10 protein-coding genes are annotated in these 14,909 nt (G+C 48.1%); 5 read left to right on the forward strand and 5 right to left on the reverse strand.

Annotated features, from left to right (window positions below; translation table 11 throughout):
• Position 1: 1 nt before the first annotated feature.
• Complete coding sequence (locus ACGHZ6_RS09220; RefSeq protein WP_390618548.1) at positions 2 to 436, forward strand: tautomerase family protein; 435 nt, start codon at positions 2 to 4, stop codon at positions 434 to 436.
• Positions 437 to 448: 12 nt separating this feature from the next.
• Positions 449 to 865 carry a DoxX family membrane protein gene (locus ACGHZ6_RS09225; RefSeq protein WP_390618549.1) on the forward strand — a complete coding sequence of 139 codons (417 nt, stop codon included), beginning with the start codon at positions 449 to 451 and terminating at the stop codon, positions 863 to 865.
• 89 nt (positions 866 to 954) lie between these two features.
• Here the strand turns inward: ACGHZ6_RS09225 and ACGHZ6_RS09230 are convergent, their stop codons facing one another.
• Both ACGHZ6_RS09230 and ACGHZ6_RS09235 read right to left on the reverse strand, forming a co-directional pair.
• Complete coding sequence (locus ACGHZ6_RS09230; protein ID WP_390618550.1) at positions 955 to 3,489, reverse strand: TonB-dependent receptor; 2,535 nt, start codon at positions 3,487 to 3,489, stop codon at positions 955 to 957.
• 433 nt (positions 3,490 to 3,922) lie between these two features.
• A complete protein-coding gene (locus ACGHZ6_RS09235; protein WP_390618551.1) occupies positions 3,923 to 4,759 on the reverse strand; it encodes a helix-turn-helix transcriptional regulator in 837 nt (278 codons plus the stop codon).
• Positions 4,760 to 4,940: 181 nt separating this feature from the next.
• Between ACGHZ6_RS09235 and ACGHZ6_RS09240 the strand changes: the two genes are divergently transcribed.
• On the forward strand, positions 4,941 to 6,338 hold the full coding sequence (locus tag ACGHZ6_RS09240) for an APC family permease (protein ID WP_390618552.1): 1,398 nt from the start codon (positions 4,941 to 4,943) through the stop codon (positions 6,336 to 6,338).
• A gap of 88 nt (positions 6,339 to 6,426) precedes the next feature.
• Positions 6,427 to 7,833 carry an NAD(P)/FAD-dependent oxidoreductase gene (locus tag ACGHZ6_RS09245; protein ID WP_390618553.1) on the forward strand — a complete coding sequence of 469 codons (1,407 nt, stop codon included), beginning with the start codon at positions 6,427 to 6,429 and terminating at the stop codon, positions 7,831 to 7,833.
• A 59-nt stretch (positions 7,834 to 7,892) separates the two neighbouring features.
• Here the strand turns inward: ACGHZ6_RS09245 and ACGHZ6_RS09250 are convergent, their stop codons facing one another.
• From ACGHZ6_RS09250 to ACGHZ6_RS09260, 3 genes are all read right to left on the reverse strand, one after another.
• Positions 7,893 to 9,662 (reverse strand): amidohydrolase, encoded by a 1,770-nt coding sequence (locus ACGHZ6_RS09250; protein WP_390618554.1) that lies wholly within the window; start codon positions 9,660 to 9,662, stop codon positions 7,893 to 7,895.
• Positions 9,663 to 9,696: 34 nt separating this feature from the next.
• Positions 9,697 to 11,490: an amidohydrolase gene (locus ACGHZ6_RS09255; RefSeq protein ID WP_390618555.1), complete on the reverse strand. Its 1,794-nt coding sequence runs from the start codon at positions 11,488 to 11,490 to the stop codon at positions 9,697 to 9,699.
• Between the two features lie 112 nt (positions 11,491 to 11,602).
• A complete protein-coding gene (locus tag ACGHZ6_RS09260; protein ID WP_390618556.1) occupies positions 11,603 to 13,897 on the reverse strand; it encodes a TonB-dependent receptor in 2,295 nt (764 codons plus the stop codon).
• Between the two features lie 199 nt (positions 13,898 to 14,096).
• On the opposite strand from ACGHZ6_RS09260, the gene ACGHZ6_RS09265 reads away from it, so the two are divergent.
• Positions 14,097 to 14,741: a TetR/AcrR family transcriptional regulator gene (locus ACGHZ6_RS09265; RefSeq protein ID WP_390618557.1), complete on the forward strand. Its 645-nt coding sequence runs from the start codon at positions 14,097 to 14,099 to the stop codon at positions 14,739 to 14,741.
• Positions 14,742 to 14,909: the final 168 nt, after the last annotated feature.

Below are 14,909 nucleotides of genomic sequence, written 5' to 3' on the forward strand. Positions count from 1 at the left end.
TATGCCATTGTATTTATGTAGCACCTCGTTTAAGCCGATCACTCTAGGAGATAAAGAGCGCATTGCTAAAGCTATTACCGATATTCATTGCGAAGTGACCGGTGCCCCAGAGACATTTGTACATGTATTTTTCTTTGACCCTGAACAGCAGCATATCTTGAAAGCTATGCTGGGTGAGGATGTGTTTGATGGCCCTTGTCAGTTGTTTGGCAATATTCGCTCCGGTAGAACCGATGACGCTAAGGCTAGACTCGTGGATGGTATGCGCCAAGCTGTTGCTGATATCCTGGCTTTGGAATTTATTGATGTAAGTATGATGACACGTGATGTCGAAGCCAAATGGGTTATGGAAGGTGGGGATCTGCTGCCGGAGCCCGGTGAAGAGGCTGCCTGGTTAGAAAAGCACAAGCAGAAAATCGAACTGGAAAAATGCTAGCAGGTACTTTTTATGCTCAATGAACATCAGCTGCCGAATCATATTGCGCTTAACGTAATAGCGCGTGTGTTGTTTACCTCTCTGTTCTTGATTTCGGGCGTCACACACTTTATTGATATCCCGTATTACCTCTCACTGATGCCCGAGGGCTTTCCTGGTGGTGTGCCTCTGATCCTGTTATCTGGGGTAGTTGAGTTGGTGGGCGCATTGTTGATCCTCTTTAACTGGCGGCCACGGTTGGGTGCCTGGTTGCTTTTTATCTTTCTTATGCCTGTGACTTTTGTTTGCCACGGTTACGAGATGATAAATGCCCAGGACGAGGCCGTACGTTTAATGCAGCAAGCCCACTTTTTGAAGGGGATTGGGTTGATGGGGGCTGCGCTTTTGCTAACACAGGTTGGTGTTACCCATAAGGGGACCACTGATTAGCCTTCGGCGTGAATTATAGGGCATAAAAAAGCCGGGCCTGAATCAGGCCCGGCAACAGGAAGTTCTACACGTAAACGTGCAGAAATTGCTTAGAAGTTCATACGACCGGTTACACCCCAGGTCATAGGTGCATCCATAAAGGCGCTAAATGAACCGTTCTGTAAAGGACTGTCGAAGGCGATATTCATCACTTCTTCGTCGGTCAGGTTTTTGCCCCACAGCTCAACAGCCCAGGATTGATCGGCGGCTTCGAGAGTGATGTTGGCGTTGATAATCCAGTAATCATCATTCTCGGTAAAGTCGTCGTTATCCTGACCGGTGGTGTAATCGGAGCGGAAGCGGTAGCTGGTACCGGTTTTCAGCATCAGATCACTGTTTATTTCATGCAGGTAAGTAATGCTGCCCGCATAGGTGATATCGGAGACAAAGTTCGGGGTTTCACCGGTTAGATCCTGTGGTGGAACCAGACCCAGTGCGCGATTCATCAAACCTGCAGCTTCTTGTTGAGCAGCGGTTGTTGAGCCATTTCTAAACTCAGCGTATTCGATATCCTGCAGTACCAGACCACCGGTAAGCACCCAGTTCTCACTTGGATTCCACATATAGTCGATTTCAATACCCTTACCTTCGATTTCACCAGCATTGCGCAGGGTGAAGCCGACACCGTCAAAGGAGTTGGTTTGGAAATCGTCAACAGTTTGATAGAACACAGTGGCATTCAGCTGCAGCGTACGATCCAGCAGGAAGGATTTAACACCAATCTCGAAAGATTCGGTTTCTTCTGCATCAAAGTCATTGTTAGCCAGATTGGCAACTGGGTTGCCTGGGGATTGACCAATACCGCCATTTAGATTTAAGCCGCCAGCTTTATAGCCCTGAGCATAGCGAGCATAAACGGACATGGTTTCTGATAGTTCATAATTGACACTAGTAGCCAGAGAGACATTGTCATCGTCATATTTATCGGAAGATGCTCCTACTGGAAGGTGTAACTGTAAAGCCCTCAGTGCAGCAAAAGTATTTTGGGCGGGATCTGTACCAAATGCAAAAGCTGGGTCTGACAAATCAGTTGTTGAGAACGGATCGTCACTTGTTACTACATAATCAGCTTTCTTTTCTTCCTCGGAATAGCGTAGACCGAACGTCCAGCTTAAATCTTCGTTAATATGCCATGTGGCCTGACCAAAAAATGCAAGACTTTCTGCTTCGTAAGAAATTTTTTCCTGGCTGCCGGTTCCAACAAGATTGGAATCAGGGGTTGCACCATCTAATAGGTTGGCAAAATTTAGCAAAAATCCTATCTCGCCGGGATTCCCGCCAGGAGCAACTCCCAATGCTTGAAGTCTAGCTGCACCAACGTTGGCAAGATAAGTTGAACCGTCTTCACCCCATTCGAAATCACCTGTAGCATCGATTTCTTGATCGAAGTAATAGAGTCCTGCGGTCCAGTCGATATTGTCTTTACTATATGACAGTCGTAGTTCAAATGAGTTTTCGTCGATGTCCTGACCACGTCCACCTCGCCATATATCGGCAGCTGTCATGTCGACATCACCGTAAGGAGAGGTTTCAAAGAAGCGGTGTGCAACAATCGCAGTTAAATCTAATGACTCGCTTAGGGCTGTTTCATATTCAAAAGAAATACCGCCATCGATAATACTGTCATCACCTGCAAATTCGTCGTTGCGATCAGTTTTATAGTCACCGATATCAGTGTATCCACCAGTATAGGTGTGCTCAGGAGCAGTATAGGTACCCGCGTCATATCCCTGTACTGGAGCATTGATTGGGAATGGGGCAGCTGGGTTAGCAATAAGTCCCAATGTTGCTGGCCCATAGAATACGGGTACCGGTGCACAACACAGCTCATCAGTATCGGTATAGTCCATCATCATACGCAGTGAGGTATCTTCATCAATATCCCACAGGAATTGCGCTCTAACGGTGGTACGGTCTTTATCGTTGTACTCTTTACCAGTTACGGCATTTTCAACAAATCCATCACGCTCTTGCCAGGTGGCCGAAATGCGGTAGGCCAGGGTGTCATCAATCAGGGGGCCGGTCGCACTGGCTTTCATTTGTTTATAGCCATAATCACCGGCACTTACGGAAATATTACCGCCGGTTTCATAGGACGGCTTTTTCGAACGAACGCTGATCACACCCGCAGAGGTGTTACGACCAAACAGTGTACCCTGTGGTCCGCGCAATACTTCCACGGCTTCAATATCCACAAAATCATTCAGCGCAGAACCAGGACGTCCACGATAAACACCATCAATAAACACACCCACAGACTGTTCCAAGCCTGAGTTCTGGCCTGCGGTACCAATACCGCGAATGGTCATAATGGATTGGGTGGCGCCGGTGGAGCTGTTAAATACCAGGCTGGGTGCAACCTGTTGTAAATCGCTTAGGTCGCGTACCTGGGCTTGATCCAGCAGATCGCCATCGTAGGAGGCAACAGATACGGGGACTTCTAAAATAGATTGGGCACGTTTTTGTGCATATACCGTAACCTCTTCCAGGGCGAGGTCATCGGCGGTTTCGGCTATGGAAGCAAAAGAATAACTGCCTGCAATTAAGCCTATTGCTACCGCTAACTTTCTTGATTTAAACGACATAGTAGATCTCTCCGAGTATTTTTATTGTTATTACTTCAGATGCCGACGATGTTGGTTTTGGATCCTCTTATAGTGGGATGGGTAAGGACTCTCTCCGGGTACCTCATAGATCAGAAAAGCGTGTCCTTTAAATTATTTTTATCGACGACACTTTTATGACGCTAAAACAATTCTTTACAGTTGCAAAGAGGCATTTTTTTTGGGGTTAAATGATGGGGGGTGATTGGTCGTTGTCTTCAAACAAGTGTTTGTGGTTGGTTTGAACGTGATGGTGGTTTTTTGTACTGTTTTTGTGGTGAAGGTGCCAGTGACTCGGTGCGACCTATCAGTCACGTGAATGGTGGGGCATTTAAAAAAATGATTATAGCGATTTGTAATATGAGCCTATAAAAAGGCCTGAAGGCATTTTTTCCGAAGTGGGGCTTATCTGGGATTATGCGGAATAGGTTTTCAACGGGTCAGCACTGCTACTTGCCGGCATGCTGCGTAAAGAGGATATAAATAAATGGAAGAGTTCCGCCTGGGAAGAAATATCCAGCTTGGTATAAATATTCTTGCGATGGTGTTTAATGGTTTCCTGGCTATTATCCAGTTTCTCGGCAATCGATTTGAGTGAGTATCCATGCAGGGTGAATTGCAGAATTTCGCATTCCTTGGGCGTGAGTAAGGATGTGCCAAAGTTTTGCAGCGCGTTATCAAGGTGTGAAACCAGGGTAGATGCAGAGTCTTGAGTAGAGTGTTCAGCCCATTGGGAATATATCAGCTTGACGATTGGTAGCCGCTCTTCAAGGCGCTGAATCTCCTCAGCGCTAAACGGATTGGGGTTGGTGGTGCTGGAGCGGCCGATTGAAATACTCCCGCTCAGTGAGTCGTTGATGGTAAATAAAAAGCAGACTTCGTCTTCCTGGTTGGCATTGCGGTAATACACATTGAAGTATTCCGATTCTTTGAAGCCATCGGGTGCCATCTGCTGCAGGCTGTATACGCCGTCCTGTTTTTGCTTCATAAAATGACAATAGAAGGGGTCGAGAAGATAGGCACCTTCTGTGTACATATCGATATTCAAATTAAGGCTTTCATTGGCCAGCAGGCGATGGTGTGTCACTCTGGGGGCACCACCGTGGGCATAGAGTATGGCCATGCTGTTAACGCCGTCGACTAGCCTTTCAAGGCTGCGGAGAAGCTCATCAACAGAGTCTGAGCATGGCTTGCGGCTGAAGATCGAGGCTAAACTTTGGTGCCAGGCTAGGTTCTGTGAGGTCTTTTTCATGGCCGATGCAGGTCTTATTGTTGGTAGCTGCTATGTAAAGCCGAAGGCTAATGGCTCTCCCAGACTACAAAAAAACAGCCTACAAGCCAAGTAATACGGGTCCCCCGATAAGGGGATAGGTCTGCTTTACTCCCCATTATAGACTGACACGATAGGCGCAAAAAAATAACGAGGCATAGCCATGAATGAGAGTACAGCGCAGTTACCGGGTGTCGATGAAAAGATTATCGGCAAGAAAGATATAGTGCTGTATAGCGTATCGGCGATTCTGCTGCTGGATACCTTGACCGCGTCGGCATCCCTGGGGCCTTCCAGTATCTTCTGGTGGTTGTGTCTGGGCGTTTTGTTCTACCTGCCAATGGCCATGATCTGCGCCGAAATGGGTTGTGCTTACCCTGAGCATGGCGGTATTTATGCATGGGTAAGGAATGCCTTTGGTGGTCGCTGGGGATCCCGTATCAGTTGGAGTTACTGGGTGAATGTAGCCATCTGGATGCCAGCCATCTATATCATGTTTGCCGGTGTTTTTAAGCAACTGTTTTTTCCATCAATGGATGCCACTGACCAGATCATTATGGGCATCTTGTTGGCGTGGATATCTGTTGGGGTGAATGTTATGGCGCTGGATATCGGCAAATGGGTGCCTAATATCGGTGCTATTTTTAAAATGGTTGTTTTTATTACCATATCTTATGGGGCCTATGACTACGTCAGTGAACACGGCATGGCAAACCCCATTAATCTTGACAGCATGGCCCCGGATTGGGTCGGCAGCCTACAGTTTATACCGGCCATCATTTACGGCATGTTGGGATTTGAGCTGGTCAGTGCCAGTGCCAACAATATGAAGAATCCTGGCCGCGATATTCCCAGTTCCATATTGCTGTCCGGCATTATCATTTTTGTCCTTTATGTCTTGGGTACGGTATCTATTTTGGCGGCATTGCCGGCCGGTGACATTGACCTGCTGGAAGGGCTGATCGATACCTTGATGTTATTCTTCGGCGGCTCGACGCTGGGTAATACGTTTGTTATAGCTTTGGGTGTAATGGCGTTATACACCTTCTTCTCTAACGGTGTTACCTGGGCGATGGGTGGTAATCGGGCAGCCGCGGAGGCCGCTATTGAGGGCGAGTTGCCAAGGGTCTTCGGTGTTGAAAGCAAGAAGCAAACACCGGTAGGGGCTTCCATTATTATGGGGGTGAGTAGCACGGTTATCCTTATACTCTATGGCTTCCTGGTCGACTCCAATGAAGATTTGTTTTGGTCTTTATTTGCCTTTAGTGGGGTTATCTTTCTCTTACCTTATGTCGGCATGTTACTGGCCTTTATCAAACTGCGCTTACGCGATGGGGAGCATTACCGTCCCTATAAGATTCCCGGTAACAACACCTTCGCCAGTTTACTAGCCGTCGTGTGTATCGCGATTTTGATACTGAGTATTACCCTGTTTATCTATGTGCCGGGCGAGGGCGTTCAGTGGCCTGTATTGATAGGTACTCTATTTGCCCTGTTAATCGGTGAGTTGGCAATACGTTATGCTGAGACGCAAAAAAATGAGACTCAGCTGAATTGTTGATCCCCCTATAAGGTGATTTCGCTTTCAGTGGGGGCTTTTATACTTAACTTAACTACTGGGTTAAGTGTCTAATTTGGCTGGAGTCCTCATGAGTCAAGATTTATCAGAAATCCAAGCGGCATTAACGTCGACCAAGTTTACCCCTTACTGGTCGGATAATCCTGCACGGCCGCAGGCTTCACCGACATTAACGGAAGATATCACCTGTGATCTGTTGATTGTGGGTAGCGGGTTTACCGGCTTGTGGGCTGCCTTGCAGAGCAAAGAGAAAAACCCTCAGCGTAACATCGTTGTGATCGAAGCCGGGGAAATTGCCAATGGAGCCACCGGCCGACCCGGTGCGATCCTGTCCACCTCGTTGATGCATGGCATGGAGAATTCTTACCGCTTGTTCAAGCCGGAAATGGACGAGCTGGAAGAACTGGGCAAGGAGAATATGGATGGTTTTAAGGCGCATATCGAAAAGTACAATATTGACTGCGATCTTGAATGGGGCGGTGAGTTAACCGTTGCCGTTGGTAAGCAGGGTATTGAAGATATCGAGAAAGAATACAAACTCTACGATAAGTTTGGTCATGATGCCCACCTGTTAAATCGCGAAGAGGTCCAGAAAGAAATTAACAGCCCTTTGTTTGAGGGTGGTTTGTGGTCAAAGAAGCGTAGCGGTACTGTGCATCCAGCCAAATTGGCCTGGGGCTTGAAGCGTGCTGCGCAATCGTTAGGGGTTGTCTTCTATGACAATACCCCAATGCAAAACAGCAAGAAAACAAACCAAGGCCTGGTAGTGACAACGCCGCAGGCGAAAATTACAGCCAATAAGGTATTGCTGGCAACCAATGCATTTACCAAACACAAGAAGGTCATCAGTCGACGTGTTTCGGCAATTCGCGATCGTATTGTGATGACGGAACCCCTGTCTCAGGCGCAACTGGATGCGCTCGGTTGGAAAAACCGTCAGGGTATTTACGACACCCGCACGCAACTTAATTATATGCGCTTAACGGCAGACAACCGCGTACTGTTTGGCGGGCGTTTGGGGTATTTCTTCAATAACAATACCGATCCTGCGTTTGATAAAACGCCGGAGCCTTATTATCGCCTGGTGCAAACCCTCTATAAAACGCTGCCAGCGTTGGCGGGCATTAAAATCTCCCACGCCTGGAGTGGCCCCATCGCACTGACAACGCGTATGGCGGTTCACTATCAACATTTCCACAATGGTGACATGATTTATGCTGGCGGTTATTCCGGCTTTGGTGTCACGGCCACACGGTTTGCCAGTCGAGTTGCTGTCGCTATATTGGATGATGAAGATATTCCAGAGCGAAAGCTGACGTTTGCGAGAACGGTTCCCAGCTATATTCCCCCCGAGCCGTTTCGCTGGATTGGTGCCAAACTTACCATGTACGCCATGGATACCTGCGATGAAAAAGGTGGATGGCGTATACCCTGGTTAAAGCTGGTTGAGTGGATGGGTTTCCCTCTCAAGCCTTAAGTGAAGGTATTATCAGTAGGGCTTCGGGTTTTATCTTCTCCGCAGCCCTTTTATTGATATTAGAGGTCTAGCGCCCATTCGACCAAATAGCTCTTCCAATTGCGCTGATACACAATTTCGCCGTTCATCATGGTCATCGCTACTTTGGCGGTGTGAATCTGATCCTCATCGAGCTCAAATACATTCTTGTTGATCACAACAAGATCTGCCAACTTGCCCTGTTCCAGCGAGCCTATATCCGTTTCCATATTCAGCTGGTAGGCGGCATCGATAGTGTATCCCCGAATCATTTCCTCAAGCGTTAGGGTTTTTTGAGGGCCTGCACTGCTTGTTTTATCTGATTGAGGGAATCGACGAGTTTGACCCATTTCCATATTGATAATCGGTGATAGACCTATAAGGCTACCGGTAGCGGGAAAATCACTGCCAAAGGTGACTTTGGCACCACTGTCCAGGATTTGGCGAAAGCGAAACAGTTTATTGGCTCGTTCTTTACCTAAGGCAGCTTCGCCGTGTGGTTCAAACCAGTAAGGCGTCGTTTGTGCAATAACGTTGTTTGCCGCAAACCTTGTTAGGTCTTTATCAATGACCAGTTCGGTGTGGGCGATAGAATATCGGTTACTGGAATCTGGATTTGCGGCCTTAGCCTGTTCAAATGCATTAAGCGCTTCATGTACCGCTTTATCACCAATCGCGTGAATGTGAATATCAAACCCGGCTTTATCGACATCTTGGACAAAGTCATAGAGAAGCTTGCCCTCCAGTAGAAGGCTGCCAAAGTTGTCTGGATTATCTGCGTAGGCTTCAAATTGACCGGCAGTGCGTGCTTCTTTGGTGCCATCATTATGGATTTTCATCACCCGCGGCATCACCAGCTCAGAGCTGTAGCGCTGTTGGTAAGCGCTCAGTTTATCGATGGCATCAACCAGGTGAGCAGGTGATTGGATCATATGGGAGGTCACCAGGCGGAAGGGCAGTTTGTCTTCTTTGGCAAGCTGGTCGACGGCTTCATAGGCAGTATCTGCGAATGAAGAGAAGCCCGCATCATAAACAGTGGTAATCCCGAAGGCGCTAAACAATGCGAAAAGGTCGGAAGAACCCGTAATGATTTTTTGGGTATCAACCAGTTGCAGCTTGGCAATCATGGGGAAAAAGGTCATGGCTTCAAGACACCAACCCGTAGGGTTACCATCACTGTCGCGCTGGAAATAATGGGTGCCGGGAACCGGATCTGGCGTGTTGCGATCAATGCCGGCAAGCTCCAATGCCTTTGAATTAACCCAGGCGCTATGGCCACCTTCATCGACCAAAATTACCGGCCGATTGGGTTCTATAGCATCCAGCAATTCTTTGTTTGGTCCTTGCAGGCCAAATACGGCTGCGGAAAAGCCAAAACCAATTATGCCCTGTGTATGTGGGTTGTCTTTAACGTAGTCGTCTATCGTGGCAAGTAGTTCGTCTGGTTGAGCGTCCAAACTCAGTTGCAAGCCATCACTCATGCCTGCAGCCATAACTGGGTGGGCATGGGTATCAATAAAACCCGGCAGTACCACTTGCCCATCAAGATCAATCACTATTGTATTCTGGCCAATCAGTGTTTGTGCATATTGGTTTTCCCCTACGTAGCTAATACGTTTGCCGTTAATAGCTATGGCGCTTGCCCAGGGCGAGTCAGAGTTTTGAGTATCAATTTTTCCATTCAGCAATACCAGGTCTGCGCCTTTACCGGGTAAGGTTTGGGTGCAGCCTGATAAACCGAGCGTGGTGATCAAGGCACAGGCGCCGGTGATGGCGATGGCTTTGTTGATATTGAAGGCTAATGTATTCACTGCAGTTATACCTGTACTGGTTTTCGATACCAATTTACTTTTTGGCAATGTGTTGTGGTTTGATGAGTGTTCCACTGACAAGCACACCATCCAGTACCGTCGCCTTGGGGGTGATTTGATGTAGCTGATTGATATCCATGTCAAATGGACTGTGGGGCAAAACTACAAAATCTGCTTTCATACCAGCCGAGAGTGATCCTAACTCATTGCCAAATCCGAGCTGCTGTGCGCCATTGGTGGTGTAGGCCGCCAGGGCGTCTTCCAACGTTAAACCGGCATTGGCAGGCGATAAAACAGGGCCAGTAGGATCGTTATATTCTTTGCGGGTAACACTCATTTGCATGCCAATAAACGGATCGGCGCGATAGCTTTCCCGCTCAGATACCACGTCACTGGATAAGGTGACATTTGCGCCCGCATCAACAAACGCTTTAGCAACCTGTGAGCGTTTGGCACGTTCCAGCCCCAGAGCTCTTTTGCCTGCTTCGCCAAATACAGTGCCGCCAAACCAGTGGGGGGTGAAGTTGGCGTGAACATCCAGCTCGGCAAAGCGGGGGATATCTTCGGGGCTGACAATCTCAAGGTGAGACAGGGTGATTTCAATGTCTAGCGAATTGTTATTACGACCACGGGCAAGCTCAACGGCATCCAGAGCTTCACGTGTAGCCCAGTCGCCAACCGTGTGCAGGTGAAGGTGAATACCTTCCTGATTGAGTTCTTCCATAAAACGTGACAAGCGTTCGGCATCAAATAATATGCCGCCGCGGTTGTCGGGATCTATCGCGTAAGGTTCGAGCATACCGCCGGTGAGGATTTCGTTTACACCATCGTAATGAATTTTCAATGTATTGAATTGCAAGCGGTGGCCAGCGTATTTACGGCGTAGCTCTAAAAACTCTGCGGCGGCAATATCTATCTGCTTGGGATCAAATATATGGTAAGAGCCTTCATAGCGTACGGGCAATAATCCTTCGCGATCCAGTTCGGCGATAGCTTCGTAGATATCATCGTCGAAATTGAAGTTGCCGGCATCCCACAAGGTGGTAACACCGCGGCTACTGAGGAAACTTAAGAATGCCAAGACACCTTCTTTAACTTCTTCTTTGCCTGGAACCAGCATGCCGCCGATTTTCGGAAAAATGGCAAACTCCTTGATCCAGCCAGTAGGTTCACCGTGTTCATCACGCGCGAACATGGAAATATTGGGGCTAAGATCAGGTGTGTCTTTGTTTACACCTAATAGTTTTAAAGCAGAAGAGTTTGCCCATTGGCTGTGACCGGAGTTGTCCAGCAAAACAACGGGGCGTAGGGGGAAAATCTTATCCAGTTCGGCTTTATTGGGACCTTCGGGTAAAAAGGTATTCACGTCCCATTCGCCTAACATAACGATGGGTTTGAACGGGTGTTTATCAGCATAGTCTTGTAGAAACTTGTATAGTGATTCTTTTGAATCAACCGGCAGATGATTTTCGCTGGCTTCTTCGTCATCTTCTGCCAGGGTCGCGACAAGACCTGGGTGAGTATGTGTATCAATTAATCCGGGTAGTACCACATCTCCGTTGAGGTTTATGCTTTGTGTTCCAGCAACCGGATGTGTGCTTATATAGTTGATAGCGTCAGTGTTGTTACCTACAAATACAATCGTATTATCTTCAACGACCATGGCATCTGCCCATGGCTGTTCTTTATCCTGAGTGTAGATTCGAGCATTGCTATAGAGAACCTGGCTCGGTGCTACTTGTTTTACGGGTACCGGAGTATCACTACAGCCTTGTAGTAGCAGTGATGAAGAAATCAATGAGGCGGATAATATTGCAGGGAGTTTCATATTAGACCTGTAACGATTGCTTTGTTTGACGAAAAAGTGGGATCCCTTGCGGGATCCCCAGTTTCTCCAGAGAGCTGTTGCTTACGGAGAGGAGAGCAGCGAGATAAGTTGTTTAGTAGGTGTAAGAGAGTTCAACCCCATACATACGAGGTTCACCGCGACGTACCGAGACAAACCCAAAGTCATCGGTAACACCGCCAAAGCTTTCGATGGTGTCTTCGTTGGTCAGGTTGGTGCCCCAAGCTGCCAGTTCCCATTGCTCATCAGCGGACATCCAGCTAATGCGGGCGCTTAATAGTCCGTAGCCATCTTCTTCATAGATCTTGTCGGTTTTCGAGCCGTTGTGGGTTTGATCACCGGTGTAGGCGTAGTTCAGGTGAGTACGCAGCTCGCCCATATCGCCCAGTGGCAACAGATAATCGATACCCAGATTGCCAGAGAAACTTGGGGCATTCGCCAGATCCTGGCCGTCAGACACAATCACTGAGCCATCACTGTCAATCACATCATCACCGTATTCTGAGTCCAGCCAGCCCATGTTGGCACTGATGGAGAGGTTTTCGGTAATCAGGAACATAGCTTCAATGTCGATCCCTTTACCGGTTGCGCTACCAGCGTTTTGAGCGGTAATGGTAGTGCCGTTACCCACCAGAAATTGCAGGTCTTCGAAGTCGTAGTAATAGACCGAGCCATTTAAACGCAGGCGGCCATCCATAAGTGTGGATTTAAAGCCGGCTTCATAGTTTGTGATTTTCTCTTCATCAAACGGCTCGGTTGAACCAAAGGGGACAAAGCCATAGGTTGGAGACAGCGCGTCAATATCCACCGTTGGGAAGCTGTTAAAGCCACCGGATTTATAACCCTGGCTTACGCCGGCAAACACCATAACGTCTTCAGAGATCTGATGATCTACCACTAAACGCGGAGAAATATCGTCCCAGTTTTCACGGCTTTTAGCGAGGCTCGGATCAGGGTTACCGTCGGCACCGAGGAGTTGATTTGGGCTGGCAAACAGTAAACCGAAGGCTTGCGGGTTTTTGATTTCCTGGCTTTTGGTGTCGTAGGAGGCACGTAAACCAAAGGTAATATTGGTGGTGTCATTTAACGCATAGATAGCATCACCGAAGAGGGCGTAGCTTTCGGTTTGGCCATGTACGATAGCAGTTTCATCAAATGGCGCGCCGTTGAATATAGCACCAAAGGAGTCGTTGACCTGACCGTCTACATCTGAACGGTAGGCGCTAACACCGACAAACCAGTCCAGTTTGTCACTGCTGCCATTGAGACGAAACTCCTGGCTATACTCTTCATTAGCCAAAAAGCTACGGACATTTAATACCAGGTATTCTGTACCATCGTTATCTTCAGATATCGCTGATTTAAGTTCACGGTAAGAGGTGATTGAAGTCAGGGTCAGATCTTCGTTGATGTCCCAGGTTACTTTTAATGCATTACCACGTACTTTGCGGTCTAGTTCATGATCGACGCCTGAACCATCGGGGCCAACAATACTGGCGCCATCAAAAAATGCATTACCCGCGCTAGCGGTTTTACCTTTGGCATCCAGCGCGGCTGGAGAGAGTAGGCCCAAACCATTAAGGCTGTCGACAGCAGCACCGCCTAGTACATTGAAGTAACCCGCATGATCCTGCTCGTGTTGCCAATCGCTGGTCAGTTCAATTTCCAATTCATCAGTCGGTGTCCAGAGTAATTTAACTCGACCGTTCCAGCGATCTTGCTCGTAACCATCTCGTTCGCCGGTACTGACATTTTCCTGCCAGCCATCACGATTGCGGGTGCTACCGCTTACGCGCAGATAAAGTTCGTCTTCGATCAGTGGCAGGTTGGCCATACCTTTAACGGTACGCAGGCCGTAATTACCGCCGCCTATTCTTACCTGGCCTTCAACATCATTACCGGGGCGCGTGGTAGTTACACTCACGGCTCCACCCACGGCGTTACGGCCGAACAGGGTTCCCTGTGGGCCTTTCAGTACTTCAATTTGTGCAACATCCATCAGGTCGCCGACGAGGGCTGCACCACTACCCATATATACGCCATCCAGGTACACCGGAATACTCGGGTCAGAGCTGTAACCGAAGTCATTGGAGCCAATGCCGCGCATGGTAATACCACCACCGCCTTCAGACTGGGTGTTACTGATATTCAGGCCGGGGGTGACGTTGGCTACATCGGACAGGTTAACGCTGCCGGTCTGCTGCAGGAAATCGCCACTCAGAGCGGTTACGGCAATGGGGACATCCTGCAGGCTCTGTTCACGTTTCTGGGCGGTAACCACCACTTCTTCAATGGCAAAACCTTCAAAGTCACTCTCGTTGGCGTGGCTATAGAGCGGTGATGTCGCCAGGGCGATAGCCAGCGCAAGCCTATTTGGGGCTAGTCTCATTTCTCTCTTCCTCAAAAGGTTATATCGATGTTTATTTTTATGAGTATTTATTAATGCGATTAATTAGTCGCAAAAATAGGCTATCGGGGTTTTGGGTTAAATGCAACTAATTAATCGCATTTTGTGTTAGGATGGTTTGGTAAGGGGCTGAAGGGTAGGTATAGTGCCCGTATTAGTTGGAGTTGGTATTTGAAGAGTTATGGCTGAGCAGACAGTGAACAAACAACGCAAGATTGCGCCCCGCAAGGCGCCTAGTCAGGAGCGATCAAAGCAGAAGGTTAACCAGATTTTGACGGCGGCCAAACAGCTGTTGATCTCTGATGGGTTGGAAAAATTAACCAATAACCATATTGCCAAGACTGCGGGCATGTCCGTCGGCAGCTTGTACCAGTACTTTCCGAACAAGCAGGCCATTCTTTATCGGTTGTATCAGGATTGGTTGGAATCCGTAAAAGATGAGATTCGTCCGCTTATCCTTCGAGCCTCTGAAGTTGATTTGGAGACTTTGCTGGAGGAGCTGTTTGTCTCAGTGTACGGCAGGCCAGGAAATCCCCATGAAGATTCACTGATCGAATCTGAGTTGCTGAAAGCCATGGGCCTGTATGCTGAGTTACAGGAAATTGATGCTGAACATAGTAAAGCCATGGGAGAGTTATTGGCTGAAATCTTTCTGGCTGCTGGATTAACCTGTGATGAAGAGACCGCGCATCAGTTAGGTATGTTTACCTACAGTTTTGATGTTGCGCGTTTTGAATTTATCAAAGCGGGTGGTCAACAAGAATTAGCATTTACCTGGTTTAGCCAGTCGCTTTTACGGGTTCTCGGACAGTATTTGCCGAAATAGCGCCCCTTAAAATTGATTCATTGTTCGGTTTTGTGTAGGCTCCGTCCCGCTAGTAGCAAATAGTCGCAAACATCACGACATAAAACCTTGACGTCCGTAGCGGGTACGGGAATCCCGCTGCGAGAGCACTCTACTGTGCATTTCTCGAAACGTTTACGTTTTTTCGAA

The sequence above is a fragment of the Maricurvus nonylphenolicus genome (genome assembly GCF_042854845.1).
GTDB classification, from domain to species: Bacteria; Pseudomonadota; Gammaproteobacteria; order Pseudomonadales; family Cellvibrionaceae; genus Maricurvus; species Maricurvus nonylphenolicus.

What these genes read in the sequence shown, in the direction of transcription:
- ACGHZ6_RS09220 (WP_390618548.1), top strand. Translation starts at nt 2, where the DNA reads ATGCCATTGTATTTATGTAGCACCTCGTTTAAGCCGATCACTCTAGGA.
- ACGHZ6_RS09225 (WP_390618549.1), top strand. Translation starts at nt 449, where the DNA reads ATGCTCAATGAACATCAGCTGCCGAATCATATTGCGCTTAACGTAATA.
- ACGHZ6_RS09230 (WP_390618550.1), bottom strand. Translation starts at nt 3,489, where the DNA reads ATGTCGTTTAAATCAAGAAAGTTAGCGGTAGCAATAGGCTTAATTGCA.
- ACGHZ6_RS09235 (WP_390618551.1), bottom strand. Translation starts at nt 4,759, where the DNA reads ATGAAAAAGACCTCACAGAACCTAGCCTGGCACCAAAGTTTAGCCTCG.
- ACGHZ6_RS09240 (WP_390618552.1), top strand. Translation starts at nt 4,941, where the DNA reads ATGAATGAGAGTACAGCGCAGTTACCGGGTGTCGATGAAAAGATTATC.
- ACGHZ6_RS09245 (WP_390618553.1), top strand. Translation starts at nt 6,427, where the DNA reads ATGAGTCAAGATTTATCAGAAATCCAAGCGGCATTAACGTCGACCAAG.
- ACGHZ6_RS09255 (WP_390618555.1), bottom strand. Translation starts at nt 11,490, where the DNA reads ATGAAACTCCCTGCAATATTATCCGCCTCATTGATTTCTTCATCACTG.
- ACGHZ6_RS09260 (WP_390618556.1), bottom strand. Translation starts at nt 13,897, where the DNA reads ATGAGACTAGCCCCAAATAGGCTTGCGCTGGCTATCGCCCTGGCGACA.
- ACGHZ6_RS09265 (WP_390618557.1), top strand. Translation starts at nt 14,097, where the DNA reads ATGGCTGAGCAGACAGTGAACAAACAACGCAAGATTGCGCCCCGCAAG.